Here is a 22,694-nt window from a genome sequence, read left to right on the forward strand (position 1 = left end):
GGCTCTCACTGCTTGCTCTGGATGACCGCCTCCATCACGCTCTTGGCGATGGGCGCGGCCAGACCGCCGCCCGAGATGTTGTCGCGGACGGCGCCCTCGTCCTCGACCACGACGGCCACGGCGACCGGTGAGCTGCCGTCGGCGAGCTTGGCGTAGGAGATGAACCAGGCGTACGGCTTCTCGCTGTTGTCGACGCCGTGCTGGGCGGTGCCGGTCTTGCCGCCGACGGTGACGCCGCTGATCTGCGCCTTCTTGCCGGTGCCGTCCTTGACGACCGTCTCCATCATCGACTGGAGGGTCTGGGCGTTCTTGGAGGACAGCGGCTGGCTCATCTCCTCGGGCTCGGTCTGTTCGAGCACGTCGAGGTTGGGGGCCTGGAGCTTGTCGACCATGTACGGCTTCATCAGCTTGCCGTCGTTGGCGATCGCGGAGGCGACCATGGCCATCTGCAGCGGGGTGGTCGCGGTCTCGAACTGGCCGATCGAGCTGAGCGCGGTCTGCGGCCTGTCCATCTCTTCGGGGAAGTTGGAGGCGCTGGAGCGGACCGGGATGAACTGCTCGGTGTTGAAGCCGAACTTCTTGGCCTCCTCGAGCATCTTGTCCTTGCCGACGTCGACACCCATCTTGCCGAAGACGGTGTTGCAGGACCACTGGAGGGCCACGCGCAGGGTGGCGTTCTCGCAGGGGATGGACCCCTCGTTCTTCAGCTCGGTCCTGGTGTCCGGCAGGGTGTAGGGGAGCGGCGAGTCCGTCTTGTCGTCGGCGTCCGTGTACAGGCCGCTCTCGAGAGCCGCCGCCGCCGTCACGACCTTGAAGGTGGAGCCGGGCGGGTAGATGTCGCGCAGGGCCCGGTTGAGCATCGGCTCGTTGGGGTCGGCCTTCTTCTGGAGCTTCTGCCAGGCCTCCGCGTCCGCCTGCGAGTTCCCCGCGAAGACCGAGGGGTCGTACGAGGGGAAGGAGGCGAGGGCCAGGATCGCGCCGGTCGACGGGTCGATGGCGGCCACGGCGCCCTTGCCACGGCCCTTGAGGCCGTCGTACGCGGCCTTCTGGGCGGCGGCGTTGAGGGTGGTGACGACGTTGCCGCCCTGCTTTTTCTTGCCCGTGATCATGTCGAGGGTGTTGCGGAAGAAGAGCCGGTCGTCGTTGCCGGTGAGGATGCCGTCGTCGATGGACTCCAGCTGCGTGGCGCCGAACGCCTGGGAGGCGTATCCGGTGACGGGCGCCCACATGGGGCCGTCCTTGTAGGTGCGCTTGTACTCGAAGTCGCTGCTGTTGGACGTGGAGGAGCCGGTGATCGACTTGCCGTCGACGATGATGTCGCCGCGGGGCGTGGCGTACCGCTCGATGGCGACGCGGCGGTTGAGCGGATCGTCCTTGAGGTCGTCCGCCCGGACGTACTGGAGCCAGTTGTCGCGGACGAGCAGGGCGAAGACGAGGAGTCCGCAGAAGATCGCGATCCGGCGCAGGGGCTTGTTCACGGTCGGACCACCTGGGTCATCTCGGCGTCGGGGTTGGGTGCGGGGGCCGGGGCGGGACGGCGTGCGGTGTCGCTGATTCTGAGCAGGATGCCGATGAGGGCCCAGTTGGCGATGACGGAGGAACCGCCGTACGCCAGGAACGGCATCGTCATACCGGTCAGCGGGATCAGGCCCATGACGCCGCCGGCGACGACGAAGACCTGGAGGGCGAAGGCGCCGGACAGGCCGATGGCCAGCAGCTTGCCGAAGGGGTCGCGGGCGGCGAGGGCGGTGCGGACGCCGCGTTCGACGATCAGCCCGTAGAGGAGCAGGATCGCCATGACGCCGGCCAGGCCGAGTTCCTCGCCGAAGGTGGCGAGGATGAAGTCGGAGTTGGCGGCGAAGCCGATGAGGTCGGAGTTGCCCTGTCCGAGGCCGGTGCCGAGGGTGCCGCCGGAGCCGAAGGCCCACAGGGCCTGCATGGACTGCTCGGTGTGGCCGGCGACGCCCTTCTGGCTGAGCAGGTATTCGTTCATCGGGTCGAGCCAGGCCTCGACGCGCTGCTGGACGTGCGTCTCGAAGCTGGCGACGCCGACCGCGCCTGCCGCCGACATCAGCAGACCGAAGACGATCCAGCTGGTCCGCTCGGTGGCGACGTACAGCATGATGATGAACATTCCGAAGAACAGCAGCGACGTGCCGAGGTCGGTCTCGAAGACGAGGATCAGGATCGAGATGATCCAGACGACGATGATCGGACCGAGGTCGCGGCCGCGGGGCAGGTACAGGCCCAGGAAGCGGCGGCTGGCGAGGGCGAGCGCGTCACGTTTCACCATCAGGTAGCCGGCGAAGAAGATCGCGAGGGCGATCTTCGCGAACTCGCCTGGCTGGACGGTGCCCAGGCCGGGGATCTTGATCCAGATCCTGGCGCCGAAGATGTCGACACCGAGGCCCGGGACGAGCGGCAGCATCAGCAGGATGATCGCGCCGGCCATGGAGATGTAGGTGTAGCGCTGCAGGATGCGGTGGTCCTTGAGGAAGACCAGCACAGCCACGAACAGGGCGACGCCCAGTGCGGAGTACAGCAGTTGGCGGGGTGCCGCCTCGACGAAGGTGCTCCGTAGCTGCAGCCGCTTCGACTGGTCCAGCCGCCAGATGACGACCAGGCCGACGCCGTTGAGGAGTGTGGCCAGGGGCAGCAGCAGCGGGTCGGCGTACGGGGCGAACTTGCGTACGACGAGGTGGCCGACGCCGGCGATCAGGCCGAGGCCGAGGCCGTAGCTGAGCAGGCCCGCGGGGACCTGGTCGTCGATGGCCAGGCCCACGTTGACGTACGCGAAGACCGGGATGACGACGGCGAACACCAGGAGTGCCAGTTCGGTGTTGCGCCGGCTCGGGGTGCCGATCGCGCCGATCGTGGACGTGTGGTGCTGCGAGGTGTTGGTTGTACTGCTCATCGTATGAAGTGGCCCCTCACGGCTTGCCTACTGCTTACCGCACAGCGAGACCAGCTTCTGCTCTTCCTCGGAGAGGCTGGGGCCGGGTGTGGGAGTGGGTGCGGTTGTGGACGGGGACGCCGATCCGGACGGCGTCGGGCTCGGCGTTGCCTTGGACGCGGCGGAGGTACGGGTGGTTCCCGTGGTGCCTCCGGCCTCGCCCTCGCCGGTCTCGGCGTTGCTCGCGTTGTCGGCCGCGCGCCGTGCTTCCTGCTTCTTGCACGCGGAGGCCTGGGTGGCCAGTTCGGAGATCTTCGACTGGGCGTCCTTGAGGCCGCCCTCCGTGATCGTGGCCTTGACCTGCTTCTGCTGGTACGAGGGCAGGTACTTGAGTTCGATCTCGGGGTGGTCCTTCTGGACCTTCGAGAGCGAGACCCAGGCCAGGTCCTGGCTGATGCCCCGGTACAGCGCGACGTGTTCGTCGTTGGCGCCGACGTAGTACTGGGTCTGGGTCCAGCGGTAGCCGCCGTACAGGCCCCCGCCGATGACGGCGAGGGCGAGCGTGATGTAGAGGGTTCTCTTGAACCATTTGCGGCCGGCGCTGGGTTTGACGAAGTCGTCGTCGGTGTAGCCGTCGAAGCCGCCGGTCTCGATGTAGCCGGTGGTGTCGCCGGAGCCGGGCGGGCCGAACTCGCCGCCCCCGCCGCCGTGCGCGGGCCGCTGCCGGCCGAGCCCGGAGGCGCGTCCGGCGGGCGTCTGCATGGCGCCGCCGTCGTGCAGGTTGTGCTGGTTCTCGGCGACCGCGCCGACCACGACGGGTACGTCGGACAGCTGCCCGGCGAGGGTGTCCCCGGTGTCGAGGTCCAGGACGTCGGCGACGATCACGGTGATGTTGTCGGGGCCGCCACCGCGCAGCGCCAGCTCGATGAGCTGCTGCACGGTCTCCTGGGGGCCCTGGTAGCTGGCGAGCGTGTCCTCCATGGTCTGGTGGGACACGACCCCGCTCAGCCCGTCGGAACAGATCAGGTACCGGTCGCCGGCCCGGACTTCACGGATGGAGAGGTCGGGTTCGACATGGTCGCCGCTGCCCAGCGCGCGCATCAGGAGCGAGCGCTGCGGGTGGGTGGTGGCCTCTTCCTCGGTGATGCGTCCCTCGTCGACGAGGCGCTGGACCCAGGTGTGGTCCTGCGTGATCTGTGTGAGGACGCCGTCCCGGAGAAGGTAGGCACGTGAGTCGCCCACGTGTACGAGGCCGAGGCGCTGGCCCGTCCACAGAAGGGCCGTGAGCGTGGTGCCCATGCCCTCCAGCTGGGGGTCCTCCTCGACCATCATCCGGAGCTGGTCGTTGGCCCGCTGCACGGCGGTGCCGAGTGAGGTGAGGATGTCGGAGCCGGGGACGTCGTCGTCGAGAGCGACGATGGTGGAGATCACCTCGGAGGAGGCGACCTCACCGGCTGCCTGGCCGCCCATGCCGTCGGCGATCGCGAGGAGGCGGGGACCGGCGTAGCCGGAGTCCTCGTTGCCCTCGCGGATCATGCCTTTGTGCGATCCGGCGGCGAAGCGCAGTGACAGACTCATGCGCACCTCGCCCGTCGGCTCCGGGTACATCCGCACGGTGCCCACCCTCCGGTCGTGAGCGCGCCGGGGCCCTTCGCGTGGACCGCCGCTGCGTGTTCGCTCCGCTCGCGCTCATTCATGATGTAGCACTACTTCCGCAGCTCGATGACGGTCTTGCCGATGCGGATCGGCGCGCCCAGCGGAATCGGTGTGGGAGTCGTCAGCCGGGTCCGGTCGAGATAGGTGCCGTTGGTGGACCCCAGGTCCTCGACGATCCACTGGCCGTCCCGGTCCGGGTAGATCCTGGCATGCCTGCTGGAGGCGTAGTCGTCGTCCAGCACGATGGTCGAGTCGTGCGCCCGGCCGAGCGTGACCGTCTGTCCCTGGAGGGCGACGGTGGTGCCCGTCAGGGTGCCCTCGGAGACGACCAGCTTGCTGGGGGCGCCCCGGCGCTGCCTGCCGCCGCCGGACGGCTGCTGCTGGCGTTGCTGCGGGGGCGCGGCGGCCTGCCGGGCGGCCTGCTGCTGGCGGCCGCTGTCACGCCTCGACCCGCGCTGGGTGACACGCGTACCGAACAGGTCGCTGCGGATGACCTGCACGGCCACGATCACGAACAGCCACAGTACGGCCAGGAAACCCAGCCGCATGACCGTCAGGGTCAGCTCTGACATTGCCCCCGCTTCACCCTTCGGCTTGCCGGTAAATGATGGTGGTGCTGCCCACGACGATCCGCGAGCCGTCGCGGAGCGTAGCGCGGGTGGTGTGCGTCCCGTCCACCACGATGCCGTTGGTGGACCCGAGATCCTGGATCGTCGGAGGCGTTCCGGGCCGGATCTCACAGTGCCGGCGCGAGACGCCGGGGTCGTCGATCCGCACGTCGGCCTCGGTACTGCGGCCCAGCACCAGCGTCGGACCGGAGATCTGGTGACGGGCGCCGTTGATCTCGACCCAGCACCGCATCCGGCCCGCGTTCGCGGTCGGCCGCTGCCCCATGGGCGGACCCGCCGGAGCGGCGCCGGGGCGTCCGCCGGGCGGCGGAGCGGCCGGCATCGGGGGTGCGGCGGCCGGCGGATAACCGTATCCGCCGGCTCCGGCGGGCCGGCCCATCGGCGCGGCCGCAGGAGCGGCGGCGCCAGGGCCGGGGCCGCCGGGGGCCTGCTGGTTGGTGGAGGAGGCGAGCGTACGGCTGCGCACCCGGTACAGACCGGTGTCCAGGTCGTCGGCCTTCTCCAGGTGCACCTTGATGTTGCCCATGAAGGTGTACCGCTGCTGCTTGGCGTAGTCCCGCACCATCCCGGCGAGCTCGTCGCCGAGTTGTCCGGAGTAGGGGCTGAGGCGCTCGAAGTCCGGTGTGCTCAGTTCCACGATGAAGTCGTTGGGTACGACGGTCCGGTCGCGGTTCCAGATGGTCGCGTTGTTGTCGCACTCGCGCTGCAGCGCGCCCGCGATCTCCACGGGCTGGACCTCGGACTTGAACACTTTGGCGAAGGTGCCGTTGACCAGACCTTCGAGACGCTGCTCGAACTTCTTCAGGACTCCCATGGGGCACCTCCTCCTGGTTGCTGCTCTGTCTGAGCCTTGCGTGCCGTGCCTGCCGTGCCTGGTACTGCTTACTGATCGTATCCACGCGCCGGGAAATCGGCTGGTTCCCCCTGCCAGCCCGGTCGACGGGTGTCGACGCCTGAACGAAGTTCCCTGAGAAGGTCGCCTTCGAACTCCTCGGGCCGTACCCAGATCGTAGAGGCGCCGCCGAACCAGTGTCCCGCACCTGACTGTGCACCTTGCCCGCCTGCGGGGGAGATGGGCTGGACCGGTACGAGGTTGATACGTGAACCGGCACGGGTTGATACGTAGGCGGAGCCCGTCCGGCTTGGCCGGGAGGGGAACCTCCGCAGGTGGGCCACCCTGGGGTGGTGGAGGGAAAGGGATGTGAACCCACCACTTCCATCGTGCTAATCTTCTCGATGTCGGAAGGCCCCAGCACCGCAGGGAGCAGGGCCCGAGGACACACCAAATGCGCGAGTGGCGGAATGGCAGACGCGCTGGATTCAGGTTCCAGTGCCCGCAAGGGCGTGGGGGTTCAACTCCCCCCTCGCGCACAACAAGCAAGTGAACGGCCCTTATCGGGATCCCGATGAGGGCCGTTTCGCGTTGTCCTCGCCCGCCGTGCAGGTGTGAGGTCTCTCTCATATGAGGTGGGTCCCACCGAGCCGGCCTGTGGACAGCGGGGTTATCCACAGGTCTGACGTGATTCGGCCGGCGGCGGTACGGTCGTCGCGAGTTGATGTTGGCAGCGGTGAGTGGAGCGGGGGAGGCGGTCGCGATGACCGAGGTCGGTACGGAGCCGGTGGGTGCCGCAGCGGCGCGGAGCCGGGCGCGGGAGCTTCCCCGGGTGCGCGGGTTCGCCCAGTGGCAGGCGGATGGCTCTCCGAAGGAGGAGGGGAAGGCCCTGCGGCGGCAGGTTCCACGCAGCGCGCACGCCTCCCTCGACGTCGGCGCGGACGGCTCCCGTCCGGACGCGGAGGCGGCGGTCCGGGAGTCCAACCGCGGCCGTATCCACGGGCTGACCCCGATCAGGGTGGGCAGGATGGCGGCCACCCCGTTCGCCTTCCTGCGCGGTTCGGCGGGATTGATGGCGTACGACCTCGCCCGCACCCCCATGACCAGGATCCGCGCCCAGATCTGCGGCGACGCCCACGCGGGAAACTTCGGTCTGTACGGCGACGCGCGTGGCGGCCTGGTCATGGATCTGAACGACTTCGACGAGACGGTCCAGGGCCCCTGGGAGTGGGACCTCAAGCGGCTGGTCGCCTCGCTCGTGCTCGCGGGCCGGGAGGTGGGCGGGGACGAGGACGTCTGCCGCCAGGCGGCGCACGGCGCGGTCGGCGCGTACCGCCGTACGATGCGGCTCCTCGCGAAGCTGTCGGTGCTGGACGCGTGGAATGCCATCGCGGACGAGGAGCTCGTCTCCTACACGGACGCCCACGATCTGATCGGCACGCTGGAGCGGGTCTCCGAGAAGGCGCGGGCCAACACCAGTGGGCGCTTCGCGGCCAGATCGACGGAGGTCACCGAGGACGGCGGGCGGCGCTTCGTGGATGCCCTGCCGGTGCTGCGGCGGGTGCCGGACGCGGAGGCCGCGGTGGTGGCGGCGTCCCTGGAGGAGTACGTGACCACGCTGTCGGAGGACCGCCTCCCGCTGCTGGCCCGCCACTGCGTGCACGACGTGGCGTTCCGCATCGTCGGCACGGGGAGTGTGGGAGCGCGGTCGTACGTCGTCCTTCTGCTGGACCACCGTGGTGAGTCGCTCGTCCTCCAGGTGAAGGAGGCCCGTCCCTCGGCGCTGGTCCCGCATCTGGCCACGGCCGGCTGGGATCCGGTGGACACGGCGGGCGCGGTGCACGAGGGGCGCCGGGTGGTGCTCGGGCAGAAGCGCATGCAGGTCGTCAGTGACATCCTCCTCGGCTGGACGACGGTCGACGGACTGCCTTTCCAGGTACGGCAGTTCCGCAACCGCAAGGGCAGCGTCGACCCGTCCGCCCTCTCCGCCGACCAGATCGACGATTACGGCCGGATGACGGGCGCCCTGCTGGCCCGCGCCCACGCCCACAGCGCCGACCCGCGGCTGATCGCCGGCTACTGCGGCAAGAGCGAGGAGCTGGACGAGGCGATGGCGACGTTCGCGACGGCCTACGCCGACCGGACCGAGGCGGACCACGCGGATCTGGTGGGGGCGGTGCGGGCGGGACGGATCGCCGCCGAGATGGGGGTGTGACGGCTGTGACGAGGGCGCGGGCGTGACGGCCGGGCGGTGACCGCGGTGTCGCTTCGGGGTCTGACCGGTGACCCTGGGTGGGCGCGGGAGCCGTGGCCTACGCTGGGCGGGTGACGACCCCGGAAGCTGACCAGTCCTCATCCGTTCCCGAAGCCGAAGGGCCGCGGGAGCGCCTTGACGCGCAGGAACCGTCCGGTGCGGCCGATCAGGCCGGGGGCGCGGCTGAGGGTCCCCGGCCCGAGGAGCGGTTGGAGCGGGCCGTGCGGGCCGCGGAGCAGGCGCTCATCGAGTACGAGATCGCGGTCGAGACGTTCCGTATCGAGGTCGAGAACTTCTCCCGGCTGCACCACCAGAAACTCGGCCCGATGTACGCCCGCCTCGACGAACTCGACGCCGAGATCGCCGAGGCGAAGGCCGCGCGGACCGGCGATGCCGAGGACGTACGAGCGGCGCGGGAGGCGCGGGCGCGGGTCATGCCGATGCCCGGTGTCGAGGAGCTGTTCCACGGCTGGATGGACTCGGAGGGACTGTTCCCTGAGGCCGCGGCGATGCTCACCGAGCAGCCGGTGCGGCCCCCGCAGCGGGTCCGCCCGAGCGACGAGGCCCGCAAGCTCTACCGCGAACTGGTCCGCAAGGCCCACCCGGACCTGGCGCAGGACGAGGAGGAGCGGGCGCGGCGCGACGAGTTCATCGCCCGGGTCAACACCGCCTACGGGCGGGGCGACGCGGCGCTGCTGCGGGAGCTGGCCGAGGAGTGGGCGGCCGGCCCGGTGCCCGCCGAGTGGCGGCCGAGCCACAGCGAGGAGCTCTACGCCCGCCTCGAATGGCTCTCCCAGCGCAAGGAGCTGCTCACGCTGGTCGCCAGTGAGCTGGAGGAGGGCGCGATCGGAGCGATGCTGAAGCTCGCTCCGGACGACCCCGACCGCCTCCTGGAGGAGATCGCCGAGCAGCTGCTGGCCCAGGTCGCGCAGCGTGAGGCGGAACTCGCGGCGCTGCTCGGGCGGTGACCTGGGTATCGTCGGGCGCATGAGTTTTGGATCTGGTGTGCCCACGGTCGAGGTCGCGGACCTCAAGGACGGCGAGTTCCTGCTGGACGTCCGCGAGGACGAGGAGTGGCAGGCGGGGCATGCCGAGGGGGCGTTGCACATCCCCATGAGCGAATTCGTCGCCCGCTACGGCGAGTTGACGCAGGCGGCACCGCAGGACGGCCGGGTCAACGTGATCTGCCGCTCCGGTGGCCGGTCGGCCCAGGTCACCAACTACCTGGTCCAGCAGGGCATCGACGCCGTGAACGTGGACGGTGGCATGCAGGTGTGGGAGGCGGCGGGCCGCCCGGTCGTCACCGACGAGGGTGCGCCGGGCTTCGTCGCCTGAACACCGGTACCTGACGGCCCACCGCCGGCTTCAGCCCAGCTGGTGTGCCGCGAGCAGGTCGCCCAGGGTCTCCTCGTGTGCCGCCGCCGGGCCGAGCGACAGCTCCAGGTGCTTGGCCCAGGCGTGGTACCGGTGCAGCGGATAGTCGGTGTCGGCACCGAAACCGCCGTGCAGGTGCTGCGCGGTCTGCACGCCCCGTCGTACCCCCTCCGCGGCCCAGATCTTGGCGACGGCCACATCCCCGGAGGCGGGCAGCGCACCCCCGGCTCCGGTGCTGATGCGCCAGGCGGCCTGCCACAGGGTGACCTCCATCGCGCGCAGGTCGATGTACCGGTCGGCGGCCTGTACGGCGACGGCCTGGAACGTCGCCAGGGGGTGCCCGAACTGCTCCCGCTTGCCGGTGTAGTCGCTGGTCATGCCCAGCACGGCCGTACCCAGCCCGAGGGCCAGCGCGCAGGTCCCGACGGTCAGCAGATCGCGCAGCCACGGCCAGGCACCGTCGGCGTCGAGGACGTACCGCTCCGGCAACCGCACCGACTCCAGGCGCAGTTCACCGAGCCGCTCGCCGGTGGTGGATATCTGCTCGGCGAGGACGACGCCGTCGAGCGGGGCGCCTTCGTGGACGCGAGGGACAAGGGCGAGGACGGTCCGGTCGGCGCTCGTGCGCGCGGGTACGAGGACGAAGTCGGCGTTGTGCGCCCAGGGCACCGCTGTCTGCATTCCGTCGAGGACCCAGAAAACACCGTCCCGCCCCGCGGTCACGGCGAGTTCGGCGGGGTCGTGGCCGGTACGGCCGTGCGCGGCGACGGTGAGCACGAGGTCGCCGGTCCCGGCCCTGCGCAGCACCTCGCCTCGCAACTCCTCGTCCCCGTACGCCTGTACGGCCGCTGAGGCCGCGCAGCTCTCCAGCAGGGGCACTCTGGCCAGCACCTTCGCGGACTCGCGCAGCACGAGACACAGGGCGATGGCGTCGAGACCGGCCCCTCCGAACTCCTCGTCGAGCAGGAGGCTCAGCAGATCCGCACCGGAGAGCCTCTCCCACAGCACCCGGTCGAAGTCGTCGGCGACGGCGCCCGGGACGAGCGACGGGCTGGGCACCTTGTCCGGCGCGACCCCGCTGAACACCGCGCGGGCCGCCTCGACCGCCGCCTGCTGCTCCTCACTGAACCTGAAGTCCACGGTGCTGTCCTCTCGGCCCGGGGGCGGGTGACCTGACGGGGCGTCAAGATAGAACAGGTTCTAGAAGAAGGGAACGGGTGGGTCTGTTCGGTGCCCGGGTCCCGTCACCTTTTTCGTGGCTCCGTGACGGCACCTTCCGTGAGCCCCGGCCGGCGGCGGCAGGCGGTGTCCGCGGGCCGAAGGAGCCGAGTCGTCCCGCCCCCGGCGACAGCGGCCCGGGTCGGCGCCCTCGGTCAACAGCTTCACAGGCTGTCCGCCCTCGCCCCCATCCTCGGATGTCTCCCGTCGGCAGGTGTCCCCGGTCGAAGCCGGGCGGCCGTGCCGGGCGACTGGTCCCGACCGATCGTTCGGTATGTCCGCTTCGGTGGTCCAGTGGTGGCCGTAGGGTGTCAACGGCTGTGGACAACTCCTCGCGGCCGGCCTCCCAGGGTGCTGTTCGTCGGTCGTGCCGGTGTGCGGAGGGGGCTGCGCAGGGCGGGCGGCCGTGAGTACCGTGCCCGTGCGCACGCCGTGTCGCGGTGTGCGTGGGCCGACGGGTGCGGTGGGTGCGGGTGGGACCGGGTATCGGGAGACGGGGCGGAATGGACGCGTACGAGGCAGGCTCGAACGCCCGGCACGGGCGCGACGAGCCCGGCGAGGCCGAGGGCTCCCAGCCCGACGGCCCCCAGCCGCAGCCCGGGGCCGGCCCATCGGACGGTGTCGCCCTCCCGCTCCCCGCGCAGCCGCAGCCCGGGGCCGGCCCATCGGACGGTGTCGCCCTCCCGCTCCCCGCTCTCCGGGGCTCCCCCGATCCCGAGGATGCCCTCCGCCCGGCACTGGCCTCCCTTTCCCTCCCGTACCAGATCGGCGCCGCGCTCGCCGTCGCGGTCGTCGCCGTTGCCGCGTGTGTTCACCTCGGCATGGTGTTCCTGCACGTCGCGCCCTCCAACACGGTCGCCAAGGAGCACGCGCGGACGATCGACGACTGGGTCTATCCGGAGTTCGAGCAGAACTGGAAGCTCTTCGCCCCCAACCCGCTGCAGCAGAACGTCGCGGTCGAGGTCCGCGCCGATGTCCGTTCCGGGGACGGCGGGGCCCGCACGACCGGCTGGTACGACCTCTCCGCGCTGGACGGAGAGGCCATCGACGGCAATCCGGTGCCGAGTCACACCCAGCAGAACGAGCTGCGCCGGGCCTGGGACTTCCTTCTCGCCTCGCACGACGCACAGAACCGCCCCTCGGGCCTGCGCGGTGTCCTCGCCGAGCAGTATCTGCGCCGCATCGTCGTTCTGCGCCTCGGCCGCGAGGGCGTGGTCGCCCCCGGCGGCACGATCGACCGCGTTCAGGTCCGTTCCCGCAGCACCACCGTCCGACCGCCCGAGTGGAGCACGGAGCAGGTGCCCGAAAAGCCCACGTACCGCGTACTGCCCTGGTGGCCCGTCCCCGACGACGAGCCGGCCGAGGCGGCGGCGGGCGCGACGGATGCGACGGAGGCGGGTGACTCATGACCGGCCTCGCCCCCGCGGCCACCCGTTCGCTCTCCCGTTCCGTCTCCCGTGGCATCGGCCGCGTCACCGAGACCGCCCTCGGGCCCTACCAGACCGCCGTCGTCCGTATCGGCTTCTCGGCGACCTGGCTGCTGTTCCTGCTGCGCGAGTTCCCGCACCGGCGGGAGCTGTACGGCCCCGACGGCCCCTGGAGCTGGGATCTCGCCCAGCAGCTCATCGCGGAGAACGGCGCCTTCACAGTCCTGATGTGGTCCGGAAGCCAGGTCTGGTTCGAGCTCGTGTACGTGCTCGCGGTTCTCGCCAGTCTGCTTCTCCTGCTCGGCTGGCGGACCCGGACCCTGTCCGTGGTCTTCATGGCCGGTGTGCTCTCGCTCCAGAACCGCAGCATCTTCGTGGGCGACGGCGGCGACAACGTCCTGCACCTGATGTCCCTCTACCTGGTGTTCACGCGCTGCGGCCAGGTGTGGTCCCTGGACGCCCGGCGCGCCCGCAAGGCACGCGCACGCGTGCTCTTCGACGCTGTCCCCGACCGTGTGGGCCCGGCGCTCTGGGCCGTCCTCGGGGCACTCCTCGTCGCCGGTACCGCGGCCGGCAAGCTCGACGGTGACCCGCTGGTCCCGGTGATTCTCTGGGGCATGTGGCTGGCGCAGGGCGTGTGGTGGGTCGTGGGTCGCCGTGGGCCGGGCGGCGAGTTCCGGATGCTCCTCGACATCGTCGGCAACCTCGTGCACAACGCGGCCCTCTTCGTGATCATGGCCGAGGCCTGTCTGATCTACGCGACGGCCGGCTGGTACAAGATCCAGGGTTCGCGCTGGCAGGACGGCACCGCTGTCTACTACCCGCTCCACCTCGACTACTTCTCCCCGTGGCCCGCGCTCTCCGACCTGCTGTCGTCGAGCGGCACGATGGTGATGCTGGTGACGTACGGGACGGTGATCGTGCAGGTCGCCTTCCCGTTCACGCTCCTCAACCGGCGGGCCAAGAACGTCCTGCTGGCCGTGATGATGACGGAGCACGCCGTGATCGCCGTCGTCCTCGGCCTGCCCTTCTTCTCGCTCGCGATGATCGCCGCGGACGCCGTGTTCCTGCCGGCCTCCTTCCTGCGCCGCCTCGGTGAGGGGGCGGCACGCGCGCGTGCGCGCCTTCTCGCCCGTCTGCCGGGCGACGGACGTGCCGGGCCCGGCAGGCGAACCTCCGGGGCGGCCGACGAGCCCGCTGCGGACGAGACGGCAGAACCGCCGCACGTAGGCTTCAGGGCATGACGGACGCAGCAACGGGACCGGCGACCGACGCGGTGGCCGAGTGGCACCGCCTCACCGGCACGTCCGTCCTGCTCGACGGTTTCCACGCCCTCAAGCACGCGCTCCGCTTCGGCGCGCGGATTCCGCTGGCCGTGACCACCGACCGACGGGCGGCACTGGATCTCGCGGACGAGTTGGCGGCGGACGTACGGGACCCCCTGGACGCCCTGCTGACCGAGGTCCCGGAGACGACGTACGCGTCCCTCGTGCCGCGCGCGCACCCCACAGCAGTGGCCGCCCTGGCCGTACGACCCTCCCGCGCGGCCAGTCTTGAGGTGCTCGCGCGCATGCCCCGGACCGCGCCCGTCGTCGTCCTCGACGACCCGCGAAATCTCGGCAACGCGGGGGCGGTGATCCGGCTCGCGGCCGGTTTCGGTGCGACCGGGGTCGTGACCACCGGGACTCTCGACCCCTGGCACCCCACCGTCGTACGCGGTGGGGCGGGGCTGCATTTCGCGACCGCCGTGGAGCGGCTGGCGGTGGCCGACCTGCCGTCGGGGCCGTTGTTCGCGCTCGATCCGGAGGGCGACGACATCCGGGGGCTGAAGCTCCCGGACGACGCCGTACTCGCCTTCGGCTCCGAGCGCAGCGGCCTGTCGCCCGCCCTACGCGCGCGTGCCGATCATCTGGTGTCCCTCCCGATGCGCCCCCAGGTCTCCAGCTACAACCTCGCGACCAGCGTGGCCATGACGCTGTACCACTGGAGCGTCACCGGGGGCAGGGCCCTCTGAGCGGCCTCGGGGAGGTCGGGCGCGGAATCGCGCCCTGCAAGGGGCTCGGGGCTGCACCGATCTGCGGCTCCGCCGCGATGGGTGTCCCCCGCTCTGGGGGTCTCCCAAACCCCTAAGACACACGCGGGAGAAGCCGAGAGCGGGGGAGCGACCAGCCCCCCCCACCGAGCCGCGGCGAAAGAACTGCGTATCCAGCGGAGCGCTCAGGCCTGGCGGCGCACCTCCACCACCCGGAACCGGTTCGCCACGAACGCTCCGTCGCACAGCGCCGCGTTCGCCGCCGGGTTGCCGCCCGAGCCGTGGAAGTCGGAGAAGGCGGCCGTCTGGTTGACGTACACCCCGCCGGTCAGGTTCAGCGACAGCTGGGCGCACTCCTCCAGACAGGCCTCCTCGACGGCCTGTTCGACCTCCGCGTCGGTCGTGTACGCGCCGACCGTCATCGCGCCCTTGTCCCGGACCGTCCGCCGCAGCAGTTCCACCGCGTCCGCCGCCGAGTCGACCGCGACGGCGAAGGAGACCGGCCCGAAGCACTCGCTCATGTAGGCGGCCTCGGAGTCCGCCCCATCCCAATATTTCCGCGCGCCGTCGAGCTTCACGATCACCGGCGTACGGACCACCGCGTCCGGGAAGTCGGGGTTCACGATCTCCCGTGAGGCCAGGGCGACTTCGCCGAGCCCGGCCGCCGCCTCCAGCCGTGCCTTCACATCGGGGTTGACGATCGCGCCCAGCAGCCCGTTCGCGCGCGCGTCGTCGCCCAGGAGGCCGCCGACGGCGGTGGCCAGGCCGGAGACCACCTCGTCGTACGACTTGTGGCCGTCCTCCGTGCGGATGCCGTCGCGGGGGATCAGGAGGTTCTGCGGGGTCGTGCACATCTGGCCGCTGTACAGGGAGAGGGAGAACGCGAGGTTCGACAGCATGCCCTTGTAGTTGTCGGTCGACTCCACGATCACCGTGTTGACGCCGGCCTTCTCCGTGTAGACCTGCGCCTGGCGGGCGTTGGCCTCCAGCCAGTCACCGAACGACGTCGAACCGGTGTAGTCGATGATGCGGATCTCCGGGCGGGTCGCCAGGGTCTTGGCGATGCCCTCCCCGGGTCGTTCGGCCGCCAGTGCCACCAGGTTCGGGTCGAAGCCGGCGTCCGCAAGGACCTCCCGCGCGATCCGGACCGTCAGCGCGAGCGGCAGTACCGCGCGCGGGTGGGGCTTCACGAGGACCGCGTTGCCCGTGGCCAGGGACGCGAACAGGCCCGGGTAGCCGTTCCACGTGGGGAAGGTGTTGCAGCCGATGAGGAGGGCGATGCCCCGCGGGACCGGCGTGAACTGCTTGGTGAGGGCCAGCGGGTCGCGCTTGCCCTGGGGCTTGGTCCACTCCGCGCTGCCGGGGGTGCGCACCTGCTCCGCGTACGCGTAGGCCACCGCCTCCAGGCCGCGGTCCTGGGCGTGCGGGCCGCCCGCCTGGAACGCCATCATGAAGGCCTGGCCGCTGGTGTGCATGACCGCGTGCGCGAACTCGTGAGTCCGGCCGCTGATCCGCTTGAGGATCTCCAGGCAGACCATCGCGCGCGCCTCCGCGCCCGCGTCGCGCCAGGCGGGCAGGCCGGCCTTCATGGCGGGCAGCAGCACGTCGACGTCCGCGTGCGGGTAGGTGACGCCCAGAGCGATGCCGTAGGGGGACACCTCGCCGCCCACCCAGTCGTCCGTGCCGGGCTGGCCGAGGTCGAGGCGGGTGTTCAGGACGGCGTCGAAAGCGGCCTTGCCCGCGGCCGGGTCCAGGCTGCCGTCCTCCCCGTAGGCCTTGGGGTGTTCGGGGTGCGGGGACCAGTACGCACGCGTGCGGATCGCTTCCAGCGCCCGGTCGAGGGTGGGCCGGTGCTGGGCGATCAGCTGGTGCGCGGTGAGTTCGGCGGCCATCAGGGGACCAACTCCTCGTCTCAAGAGCACTTCGTTGAGCTCATGTACCTGGGACATGACCTGGGGCATGACCGGGGCATGAACCGGGACGTGACCTGGGCAGAAAAGGCACGACAGAGTTAGAGTAACCGAACGATCGGTCGGGACAAGGGGGTCCGCCGCATCCGTGGACAACCCCGTGCGGGAGGATCGCGCACATGACAGCACTCGACCTCAGCAGCCCCGTGGCCGTCGTCGGCACCGGCACCATGGGCCAGGGCATCGCCCAGGTCGCGCTGGTCGCCGGTCATCACGTCCGGCTGTTCGATGCCGTGCCCGGGCGGGCCCAGGACGCCGCCGACGCGATCGGCGCGCGGCTCGACCGGCTCGTCGAGAAGGACCGGATGGTGGCGGCCGACCGGGACGCCGCCCGGGGCCGGCTGCACGCGGCCGGGAGCCTCGCCGAACTCGCCGACTGCTCCCTGGTCGTCGAGGCCGTTCTCGAACAGCTCGACGTGAAGCAGGAGTTGCTGCGCGAGCTGGAGGACGTGGTCGACGACGACTGTCTGCTCGCCACCAACACCTCCTCCCTGTCGGTCACCGCCATCGGGGGCGCGCTGCGCAACCCGGGGCGGTTCGTGGGGCTGCACTTCTTCAACCCGGCGCCGCTGCTGCCCCTCGTGGAGGTCGTCTCCGGGTTCGCCACCGACGTCACGTCGGCCACGCGCGCGTACGAGATGGCCCGCGCCTGGGGCAAGACCCCGGTCGCCTGCGCCGACACCCCCGGATTCATCGTCAACCGCCTCGCCCGGCCCTTCTACGCCGAGGCCTTCGCGGCGTACGAGGCCCAGTCCGCCGACCCCGCCACCATCGACGCGGTGCTTCGCGAGTGCGGCGGGTTCAAAATGGGCGCCTTCGAACTGACCGACCTCATCGGACAGGACGTCAACGAGGCCGTCACCCGCTCCGTGTGGCAGGCCTTCTTCCACGACGTGCGGTTCACGCCCTCGCTCGCCCAGCGACGGCTCGTCGAGTCGGGCCGGCTCGGCCGCAAGACCGGGCAGGGCTGGTACGAGTACGGGGACGACGCCGAGCCCGCCGAACCGCACACCGCGGAGAAGGCCCAGGCGCCCGCGTACGTCGTCGCCGAGGGCGATCTGGGCCCCGCGGCCGACCTGGTCGCGCTGATCCGCGAGGCGGGCGTTCCCGTCCGTGAGGACGAGGAGGACCACGGCACCCGGCTGGTGCTGCCCAGCGGCGGTCAGCTGGTCCTCGCCGACGGGCAGACCAGCGTCGAGTTCCGTGACGTCGTCTACTTCGACCTGGCCCTCGACTACCGGCGGGCCACCCGCATCGCCCTGTCCGCCTCCCAGGACACCCAGCCGCAGACCCTCTCCGAGGCCATCGGCCTCTTCCAGGCGCTCGGCAAGGACGTCAGCGTCCTCGGGGACGCCCCCGGCATGATCGTCGCCCGCACGGTGGCCCGGATCATCGATTTCGCGCACGACGCCGTCGCCAAGGGCGTCGCCACCGAGGAGGACGTCGACACGGCGATGCGCCTCGGCGTCAACTACCCGCTCGGGCCCTTCGAATGGAGCCGCAGGCTCGGCCGGAGCTGGGCGCACGAGATCCTCGACGAACTCCACCAGCGCGATCCGAGCGGGCGGTACGCGCCGTCCCTCGCGCTCTACCGCCACGCGTACGCCACCGACAAGCGGGAGGGCACCCCATGACCACCGCCAAGCGCGACACGTACACCCCGACGACGCTGCTCCAGGTCGCCGTCCAGGTGTTCAACGAACGCGGCTACGACGGCACTTCCATGGAGCACCTGTCGAAGGCCGCGGGCATCTCCAAGTCGTCGATCTACCACCACGTCACCGGCAAGGAGGAGTTGCTGCGCCTGGCCGTCAGCCGGGCGCTGGACGGGCTCTTCGGGATCCTCGACGAGGAGCACGCGCGCGTGGGGCCCGCCGCCGGACGCCTGGAGTACGTCGTGCGGCGCATGGTCGAGGTGCTCATCGCCGAACTGCCGTACGTGACGCTGCTGCTGCGTGTGCGCGGCAACACCGACACCGAGCGCCGGGCCCTGGAGCGGCGCCGCGACTTCGACCACCGGGTCGCCGAGCTCCTCAGGGCCGCCGCCGCCGAGGGGGACGTACGCGGTGACGTGGAGGTGCGGCTCGCGACACGGCTCGTCTTCGGAATGATCAACTCGGTCGTGGAGTGGTACCGGCCCGACGGGCGCGGCATGGGTGAGCGTGAGGTCTCCGACGCCGTGGTGCGGCTGGTCTTCGGGGGGCTGCGCAGCCCTGAGTGAGCCACTCCGGCAGGGGTGACTCGGGGGTCACTCAGGCCTGCGGTTCCAGGTCCTCCGCCTCGAACACCAGCAGCGTGCGCGTGCTGAGCACCTCCGGGATCGCCTGGAGGCGCGTCAGCACCAGCTCGCGCAGCGCCTTGTTGTCGGGGGTGTGGACCAGCAGGAGTACGTCGAAGTCGCCGCCCACCAGGGCGATGTGGTCCGCTCCGGGGAGCTGTCTCAGCTGTTCGCGGACCGTGCGCCAGGAGTTCTGGACGATCTTCAGCGTGATGTACGCCGACGTGCCCTGTCCGGCGCGTTCGTGGTCCACGCGGGCGCCGAAACCGCGGATGACACCGTCCTCGAGGAGGCGGTTGATACGGGCGTAGGCGTTGGCCCGTGAAACGTGCACGCGTTCGGCCACGGATCGGATCGAGGCACGGCCGTCCGCCTGGAGCATCTGCAGGATGTCCTGATCGATGGCGTCGAGCGGGCGCGGGGGCGGCTGGGTACCGCCGCCTTCCTGGCGTTCGGCCATTTGTTCAGATGCCATGTCCCCCCGCCTCCCTACCATGGACGTACTGCGTCCATCTCAGGCTGTGGAGAACCGTTTGTCCACAGCCTGGCGGTGCCTGTAGCCAAAATGTGCCGACAACCGAACAATCGGTAGGTGAGGCGGGTCACACGTCCGTGGCGCGCCCTGAGCCGTCTCCCACGAGGAGGTGCCGTCATGACGGTCATGGAGCAGCGGGGCGCATACCGGCCCACACCGCCGCCCGCCTGGCAGCCCCGTACCGACCCCGCGCCGCTGCTGCCCGACGCGGCTCCGTACCGCGTCCTCGGCACCGAGGCGGCGGCTCAGGCGGACCCGGGGCTGCTGCGCCGGCTGTACGCGCAGCTGGTGCGCGGGCGCCGGTACAACGCGCAGGCCACCGCCCTCACCAAGCAGGGCCGACTCGCCGTGTACCCCTCCAGCGTCGGCCAGGAGGCCTGCGAGGTGGCCGCCGCGCTCGCTCTGGAGGACCGTGACTGGCTCTTCCCCAGCTACCGGGACACGCTAGCCGTGGTCGCCCGGGGCGTGGACCCCGTACAGGCGCTCACGCTGCTGCGCGGCGACTGGCACACCGGGTACGACCCGCGTGAGCACCGGGTGGCGCCCCTGTGCACCCCGCTCGCGACACAGCTGCCGCACGCCGTCGGGCTCGCGCACGCCGCCCGGCTCAAGGGCGACGACGTGGTCGCGCTGGCCATGGTCGGCGACGGCGGCACCAGCGAGGGCGACTTCCACGAGGCGCTGAACTTCGCCGCCGTGTGGCAGGCGCCGGTCGTCTTCCTGGTGCAGAACAACGGCTTCGCGATCTCCGTGCCGCTCGCCAAGCAGACCGCCGCCCCGTCGCTGGCCCACAAGGCCGTCGGCTACGGGATGCCCGGCCGCCTGGTCGACGGCAACGACGCGGTCGCCATGTACGAGGTGCTGCGCGACGCGGTACGCCACGCGCGCGCGGGTGGTGGTCCCACGCTCGTCGAGGCGGTGACCTACCGCGTGGAGGCGCACACCAACGCCGACGACGACAAGCGCTACCGGGCCGACTCCGAGGTCGCCGCCTGGCGCGAACACGATCCGATCGACCTCCTGGAACAGGAGCTCACCGCGCGCGGGCTGCTCGACGAGGACGCCAGGAGTGCCGCGCGCGACGACGCCGAGGCACTCGCCGCCGACCTTCGCGCCCGCATGAACCAGGACCCGGCACTCGACCCCATGGACCTGTTCGCCCAGGTGTACGCCGAGCCCACCCCGCAACTGCGCGAGCAGCGGGCCCAGTTGCGGGCCGAGCTCGAAGCCGGGGCGGAGGGGACGCACTGATGACCACGGTCGCCCTCAAACCCGCCACCATGGCCCAGGCCCTCACGCGCGCGATGCGCGACGCCATGGCCGCCGACCCCACCGTTCACGTCATGGGCGAGGACGTCGGCACCCTCGGCGGGGTCTTCCGGGTCACCGACGGGCTCGCCAGGGAGTTCGGTGACGCCCGCTGCACGGACACCCCGCTGGCCGAGGCGGGCATCCTCGGGGCGGCCGTCGGCATGGCCATGTACGGTCTGCGGCCGGTCGTCGAGATGCAGTTCGACGCGTTCGCCTATCCCGCGTTCGAGCAGTTGATCTCGCACGTCTCCCGGATGCGCAACCGCACGCGCGGGGCCATGCCCCTGCCGATCACCGTTCGTGTGCCCTACGGCGGCGGCATCGGCGGCGTCGAACACCACAGTGACTCCTCCGAGGCGTACTACATGGCGACCCCGGGACTCCATGTCGTCACGCCCGCCACGGTCGCCGACGCGTACGGCCTGCTGCGGGCCGCGATCGCCTCCGACGACCCGGTGGTCCTTCTGGAGCCCAAGCGCCTGTACTGGTCGAAGGACTCCTGGAACCCGGACGAACCGCCGGCCGTTGAACCGATAGGACGCGCGGTGGTGCGGCGCCCGGGCCGCAGCGCCACGCTCATCACGTACGGTCCGTCGCTGCCCGTCTGCCTGGAGGCGGCACAGGCGGCGGAGGCGGAGGGCTGGGACCTGGAGGTCGTCGACCTGCGTTCCCTGGTCCCGTTCGACGACGAGACGGTGTGCGCCTCGGTACAGCGGACCGGGCGGGCCCTCGTCGTCCACGAGTCGGGCGGTTTCGGCGGCCCCGGCGGGGAGATCGCGGCCCGCGTCACGGAGCGCTGCTTCCATCATCTGGAGGCGCCGGTGCTGCGCGTCGCCGGGTTCGACATCCCGTATCCGCCCCCGATGCTGGAGCGGCACCATCTGCCCGGCGTCGACCGTGTCCTGGACGCTGTCGGACGGCTGCAGTGGGAGGCGGAACGCTGATGGCACAGGTACTGGAGTTCAGGCTCCCCGACCTCGGCGAAGGGCTCACCGAGGCGCTGATCGTGCGCTGGTTGGTCGAGGTCGGCGAGGTCGTCGCCGTCGACCAGCCGGTCGTCGAGGTCGAGACGGCCAAGGCGATGGTCGACGTGCCGTGTCCCTACGGGGGCGTCGTCACCGCCCGCTTCGGCGAGGAGGGCACCGAACTGCCCGTCGGGTCACCCCTGGTGACGGTGGCGGTCGGGACACCGGCCCACCCCGACCCCGCCGGTGACGCGGCCCGGGGCTCCGGGAACGTGCTCGTGGGATACGGCACGTCCGAGGCGCCCGCGCGGCGGCGGAGAGTACGGCGGGAACAGGCGGCGCCCGCCGCTCCCGTGGCCCTCAAGGAGACAGTCGCACACGCCCCCGCCCCCGCCCCGGTGGACGGTCCCGTCCCGGTCATCTCGCCGCTCGTGCGCAGGCTCGCCCGCGAGAACGGCCTGGACCTGCGGAAACTGACGGGCTCCGGGCCCGACGGACTGATCCTGCGCGCCGACGTGGAGCACGCCCTGCGCGCCGGCGCCACCCGACCCGAGTCCTCGGCCCCGGCCGCGACCCCGGTGCCCGCCGCGCACCCCGCCCCTGCCTGCGAGGGGGACACGCGTGTCCCCCTCAAGGGCATCCGCGGTGCCGTCGCCGACAAGCTCTCCCGCAGCCGGCGCGAGATCCCGGACGCGACCTGCTGGGTGGACGCCGACGCGACGGAACTGATGCACGCGCGTGCACACATGAACGGGGGAGGGAGCCCGAAGATCTCCCTCCTCGCGCTGCTCGCCCGTATCTGCACCGCCGCCCTCGCCCGGTACCCCGAGCTGAACTCCACGGTCGACCTGGAGGCCAGGGAGATCGTCCGGCTCGACCGCGTCCATCTCGGCTTCGCCGCGCAGACCGAACGCGGGCTCGTCGTCCCCGTCGTCCGGGACGCGCACACCAGGAACGCCGAGGCCCTCAGCGCGGAGATCGCGCGGCTGACGGAGTCGGCCCGCACCGGCACCCTCCCGCCCGCCGAACTCACCGGCGGGACGTTCACGTTGAACAACTACGGCGTGTTCGGTGTCGACGGCTCCACGCCGATCATCAACCACCCCGAGGCGGCCATGCTCGGCGTCGGCCGGATCGTCCCCAAGCCGTGGGTGCACAACGGCGACCTGGCGGTGCGCCAGGTCGTCCAACTGTCGCTCACCTTCGACCACCGGGTGTGCGACGGCGGCACGGCGGGCGGTTTCCTCCGCTTTGTGGCGGACTGCGTCGAACAGCCGGCGGTGCTGCTGCGCACTCTGTGATCAGGGTGGCGCGCACACG

General features: G+C 71.0%; 19 protein-coding genes and 1 tRNA gene. 12 read left to right on the top strand and 8 right to left on the bottom strand.

What is annotated here, in order from left to right; genetic code table 11:
* Nucleotides 1–5: 5 nt before the first annotated feature.
* From RB628_RS04960 to RB628_RS04980, 5 genes are all read right to left on the bottom strand, one after another.
* Nucleotides 6–1,478: a peptidoglycan D,D-transpeptidase FtsI family protein gene (locus RB628_RS04960; protein ID WP_318319028.1), complete on the bottom strand. Its 1,473-nt coding sequence runs from the start codon at nt 1,476–1,478 to the stop codon at nt 6–8.
* A complete protein-coding gene (locus RB628_RS04965; RefSeq protein ID WP_318319029.1) occupies nt 1,475–2,914 on the bottom strand; it encodes an FtsW/RodA/SpoVE family cell cycle protein in 1,440 nt (479 codons plus the stop codon). Before RB628_RS04965 ends, RB628_RS04960 begins: the two co-directional genes overlap by 4 nt.
* A 27-nt stretch (nt 2,915–2,941) precedes the next feature.
* Nucleotides 2,942–4,471 (bottom strand): Stp1/IreP family PP2C-type Ser/Thr phosphatase, encoded by a 1,530-nt coding sequence (locus RB628_RS04970; RefSeq protein WP_318319030.1) that lies wholly within the window; start codon nt 4,469–4,471, stop codon nt 2,942–2,944.
* Nucleotides 4,472–4,599: 128 nt separating this feature from the next.
* Nucleotides 4,600–5,121 carry an FHA domain-containing protein gene (locus RB628_RS04975; RefSeq protein WP_318319032.1) on the bottom strand — a complete coding sequence of 174 codons (522 nt, stop codon included), beginning with the start codon at nt 5,119–5,121 and terminating at the stop codon, nt 4,600–4,602.
* Between the two features lie 10 nt (nt 5,122–5,131).
* Complete coding sequence (locus tag RB628_RS04980; protein ID WP_318319033.1) at nt 5,132–5,992, bottom strand: DUF3662 and FHA domain-containing protein; 861 nt, start codon at nt 5,990–5,992, stop codon at nt 5,132–5,134.
* A 474-nt stretch (nt 5,993–6,466) separates the two neighbouring features.
* Here RB628_RS04980 and RB628_RS04985 point away from each other — a divergent pair.
* The 4 genes from RB628_RS04985 to RB628_RS05000 all read left to right on the top strand — a co-directional run bounded on the left by RB628_RS04985 (nt 6,467) and on the right by RB628_RS05000 (nt 9,599).
* Nucleotides 6,467–6,549 (top strand) — tRNA-Leu (locus RB628_RS04985).
* A 224-nt stretch (nt 6,550–6,773) separates the two neighbouring features.
* Nucleotides 6,774–8,225 carry a DUF2252 domain-containing protein gene (locus RB628_RS04990; protein ID WP_318319120.1) on the top strand — a complete coding sequence of 484 codons (1,452 nt, stop codon included), beginning with the start codon at nt 6,774–6,776 and terminating at the stop codon, nt 8,223–8,225.
* A gap of 110 nt (nt 8,226–8,335) precedes the next feature.
* Complete coding sequence (locus tag RB628_RS04995) at nt 8,336–9,232, top strand: hypothetical protein (RefSeq protein WP_318319034.1); 897 nt, start codon at nt 8,336–8,338, stop codon at nt 9,230–9,232.
* A gap of 37 nt (nt 9,233–9,269) precedes the next feature.
* On the top strand, nt 9,270–9,599 hold the full coding sequence (locus tag RB628_RS05000) for a rhodanese-like domain-containing protein (RefSeq protein WP_318319121.1): 330 nt from the start codon (nt 9,270–9,272) through the stop codon (nt 9,597–9,599).
* Nucleotides 9,600–9,629: 30 nt separating this feature from the next.
* On the opposite strand, the gene RB628_RS05005 is transcribed toward RB628_RS05000, so the two are convergent.
* Nucleotides 9,630–10,778: an acyl-CoA dehydrogenase family protein gene (locus RB628_RS05005; protein WP_318319035.1), complete on the bottom strand. Its 1,149-nt coding sequence runs from the start codon at nt 10,776–10,778 to the stop codon at nt 9,630–9,632.
* A 581-nt stretch (nt 10,779–11,359) separates the two neighbouring features.
* On the opposite strand from RB628_RS05005, the gene RB628_RS05010 reads away from it, so the two are divergent.
* From RB628_RS05010 to RB628_RS05020, 3 genes are read left to right on the top strand one after another with little or no spacing between them, the layout of a single operon-like run.
* The gene (locus tag RB628_RS05010) at nt 11,360–12,265 is read left to right on the top strand and encodes a DUF5819 family protein (RefSeq protein WP_318319036.1); all 906 of its coding nucleotides are present in this window, start codon (nt 11,360–11,362) and stop codon (nt 12,263–12,265) included.
* Nucleotides 12,262–13,527 (top strand): HTTM domain-containing protein, encoded by a 1,266-nt coding sequence (locus RB628_RS05015; RefSeq protein WP_318319037.1) that lies wholly within the window; start codon nt 12,262–12,264, stop codon nt 13,525–13,527. The genes RB628_RS05010 and RB628_RS05015 overlap by 4 nt, the downstream gene beginning before the upstream one ends.
* On the top strand, nt 13,524–14,297 hold the full coding sequence (locus RB628_RS05020; protein ID WP_318319038.1) for a TrmH family RNA methyltransferase: 774 nt from the start codon (nt 13,524–13,526) through the stop codon (nt 14,295–14,297). Before RB628_RS05015 ends, RB628_RS05020 begins: the two co-directional genes overlap by 4 nt.
* 203 nt (nt 14,298–14,500) lie before the next feature.
* Here the strand turns inward: RB628_RS05020 and paaN are convergent, their stop codons facing one another.
* Nucleotides 14,501–16,207, bottom strand: coding sequence for a phenylacetic acid degradation protein PaaN (paaN, locus tag RB628_RS05025; protein WP_318319039.1), 1,707 nt, complete (start codon nt 16,205–16,207; stop codon nt 14,501–14,503).
* A gap of 197 nt (nt 16,208–16,404) precedes the next feature.
* Between paaN and RB628_RS05030 the strand changes: the two genes are divergently transcribed.
* Nucleotides 16,405–17,919 carry a 3-hydroxyacyl-CoA dehydrogenase gene (locus RB628_RS05030; RefSeq protein ID WP_318319040.1) on the top strand — a complete coding sequence of 505 codons (1,515 nt, stop codon included), beginning with the start codon at nt 16,405–16,407 and terminating at the stop codon, nt 17,917–17,919.
* On the top strand, nt 17,916–18,506 hold the full coding sequence (locus RB628_RS05035) for a TetR/AcrR family transcriptional regulator (RefSeq protein ID WP_318319041.1): 591 nt from the start codon (nt 17,916–17,918) through the stop codon (nt 18,504–18,506). The genes RB628_RS05030 and RB628_RS05035 overlap by 4 nt, the downstream gene beginning before the upstream one ends.
* A gap of 31 nt (nt 18,507–18,537) precedes the next feature.
* Here the strand turns inward: RB628_RS05035 and RB628_RS05040 are convergent, their stop codons facing one another.
* Nucleotides 18,538–19,038 (bottom strand): Lrp/AsnC family transcriptional regulator, encoded by a 501-nt coding sequence (locus RB628_RS05040; protein WP_318319042.1) that lies wholly within the window; start codon nt 19,036–19,038, stop codon nt 18,538–18,540.
* Nucleotides 19,039–19,215: 177 nt separating this feature from the next.
* On the opposite strand from RB628_RS05040, the gene pdhA reads away from it, so the two are divergent.
* From pdhA to RB628_RS05055, 3 genes are read left to right on the top strand one after another with little or no spacing between them, the layout of a single operon-like run.
* The gene (gene pdhA / locus RB628_RS05045) at nt 19,216–20,349 is read left to right on the top strand and encodes a pyruvate dehydrogenase (acetyl-transferring) E1 component subunit alpha (protein ID WP_318319043.1); all 1,134 of its coding nucleotides are present in this window, start codon (nt 19,216–19,218) and stop codon (nt 20,347–20,349) included.
* Nucleotides 20,349–21,353: an alpha-ketoacid dehydrogenase subunit beta gene (locus RB628_RS05050; protein WP_318319044.1), complete on the top strand. Its 1,005-nt coding sequence runs from the start codon at nt 20,349–20,351 to the stop codon at nt 21,351–21,353. Before pdhA ends, RB628_RS05050 begins: the two co-directional genes overlap by 1 nt.
* Nucleotides 21,353–22,675 (top strand): dihydrolipoamide acetyltransferase family protein, encoded by a 1,323-nt coding sequence (locus RB628_RS05055; protein ID WP_318319045.1) that lies wholly within the window; start codon nt 21,353–21,355, stop codon nt 22,673–22,675. Before RB628_RS05050 ends, RB628_RS05055 begins: the two co-directional genes overlap by 1 nt.
* Nucleotides 22,676–22,694: the final 19 nt, after the last annotated feature.

It is taken from the genome of Streptomyces sp. ADMS (assembly GCF_033441795.1).
In the GTDB taxonomy this organism is placed as follows: Bacteria; Actinomycetota; Actinomycetes; order Streptomycetales; family Streptomycetaceae; genus Streptomyces.

Bases quoted from the DNA above. Each gene is read 5' to 3' on its own strand.
- paaN (WP_318319039.1), bottom strand. From the start codon at position 16,207: ATGGCCGCCGAACTCACCGCGCACCAGCTGATCGCCCAGCACCGGCCC.
- RB628_RS04965 (WP_318319029.1), bottom strand. From the start codon at position 2,914: ATGAGCAGTACAACCAACACCTCGCAGCACCACACGTCCACGATCGGC.
- RB628_RS04970 (WP_318319030.1), bottom strand. From the start codon at position 4,471: ATGAGTCTGTCACTGCGCTTCGCCGCCGGATCGCACAAAGGCATGATC.
- pdhA (WP_318319043.1), top strand. From the start codon at position 19,216: ATGACGGTCATGGAGCAGCGGGGCGCATACCGGCCCACACCGCCGCCC.
- RB628_RS05015 (WP_318319037.1), top strand. From the start codon at position 12,262: ATGACCGGCCTCGCCCCCGCGGCCACCCGTTCGCTCTCCCGTTCCGTC.
- RB628_RS05030 (WP_318319040.1), top strand. From the start codon at position 16,405: ATGACAGCACTCGACCTCAGCAGCCCCGTGGCCGTCGTCGGCACCGGC.
- RB628_RS05050 (WP_318319044.1), top strand. From the start codon at position 20,349: ATGACCACGGTCGCCCTCAAACCCGCCACCATGGCCCAGGCCCTCACG.
- RB628_RS05020 (WP_318319038.1), top strand. From the start codon at position 13,524: ATGACGGACGCAGCAACGGGACCGGCGACCGACGCGGTGGCCGAGTGG.
- RB628_RS05055 (WP_318319045.1), top strand. From the start codon at position 21,353: ATGGCACAGGTACTGGAGTTCAGGCTCCCCGACCTCGGCGAAGGGCTC.
- RB628_RS05010 (WP_318319036.1), top strand. From the start codon at position 11,360: ATGGACGCGTACGAGGCAGGCTCGAACGCCCGGCACGGGCGCGACGAG.
- RB628_RS05040 (WP_318319042.1), bottom strand. From the start codon at position 19,038: ATGGCATCTGAACAAATGGCCGAACGCCAGGAAGGCGGCGGTACCCAG.
- RB628_RS05035 (WP_318319041.1), top strand. From the start codon at position 17,916: ATGACCACCGCCAAGCGCGACACGTACACCCCGACGACGCTGCTCCAG.
- RB628_RS04975 (WP_318319032.1), bottom strand. From the start codon at position 5,121: ATGTCAGAGCTGACCCTGACGGTCATGCGGCTGGGTTTCCTGGCCGTA.
- RB628_RS04980 (WP_318319033.1), bottom strand. From the start codon at position 5,992: ATGGGAGTCCTGAAGAAGTTCGAGCAGCGTCTCGAAGGTCTGGTCAAC.
- RB628_RS04990 (WP_318319120.1), top strand. From the start codon at position 6,774: ATGACCGAGGTCGGTACGGAGCCGGTGGGTGCCGCAGCGGCGCGGAGC.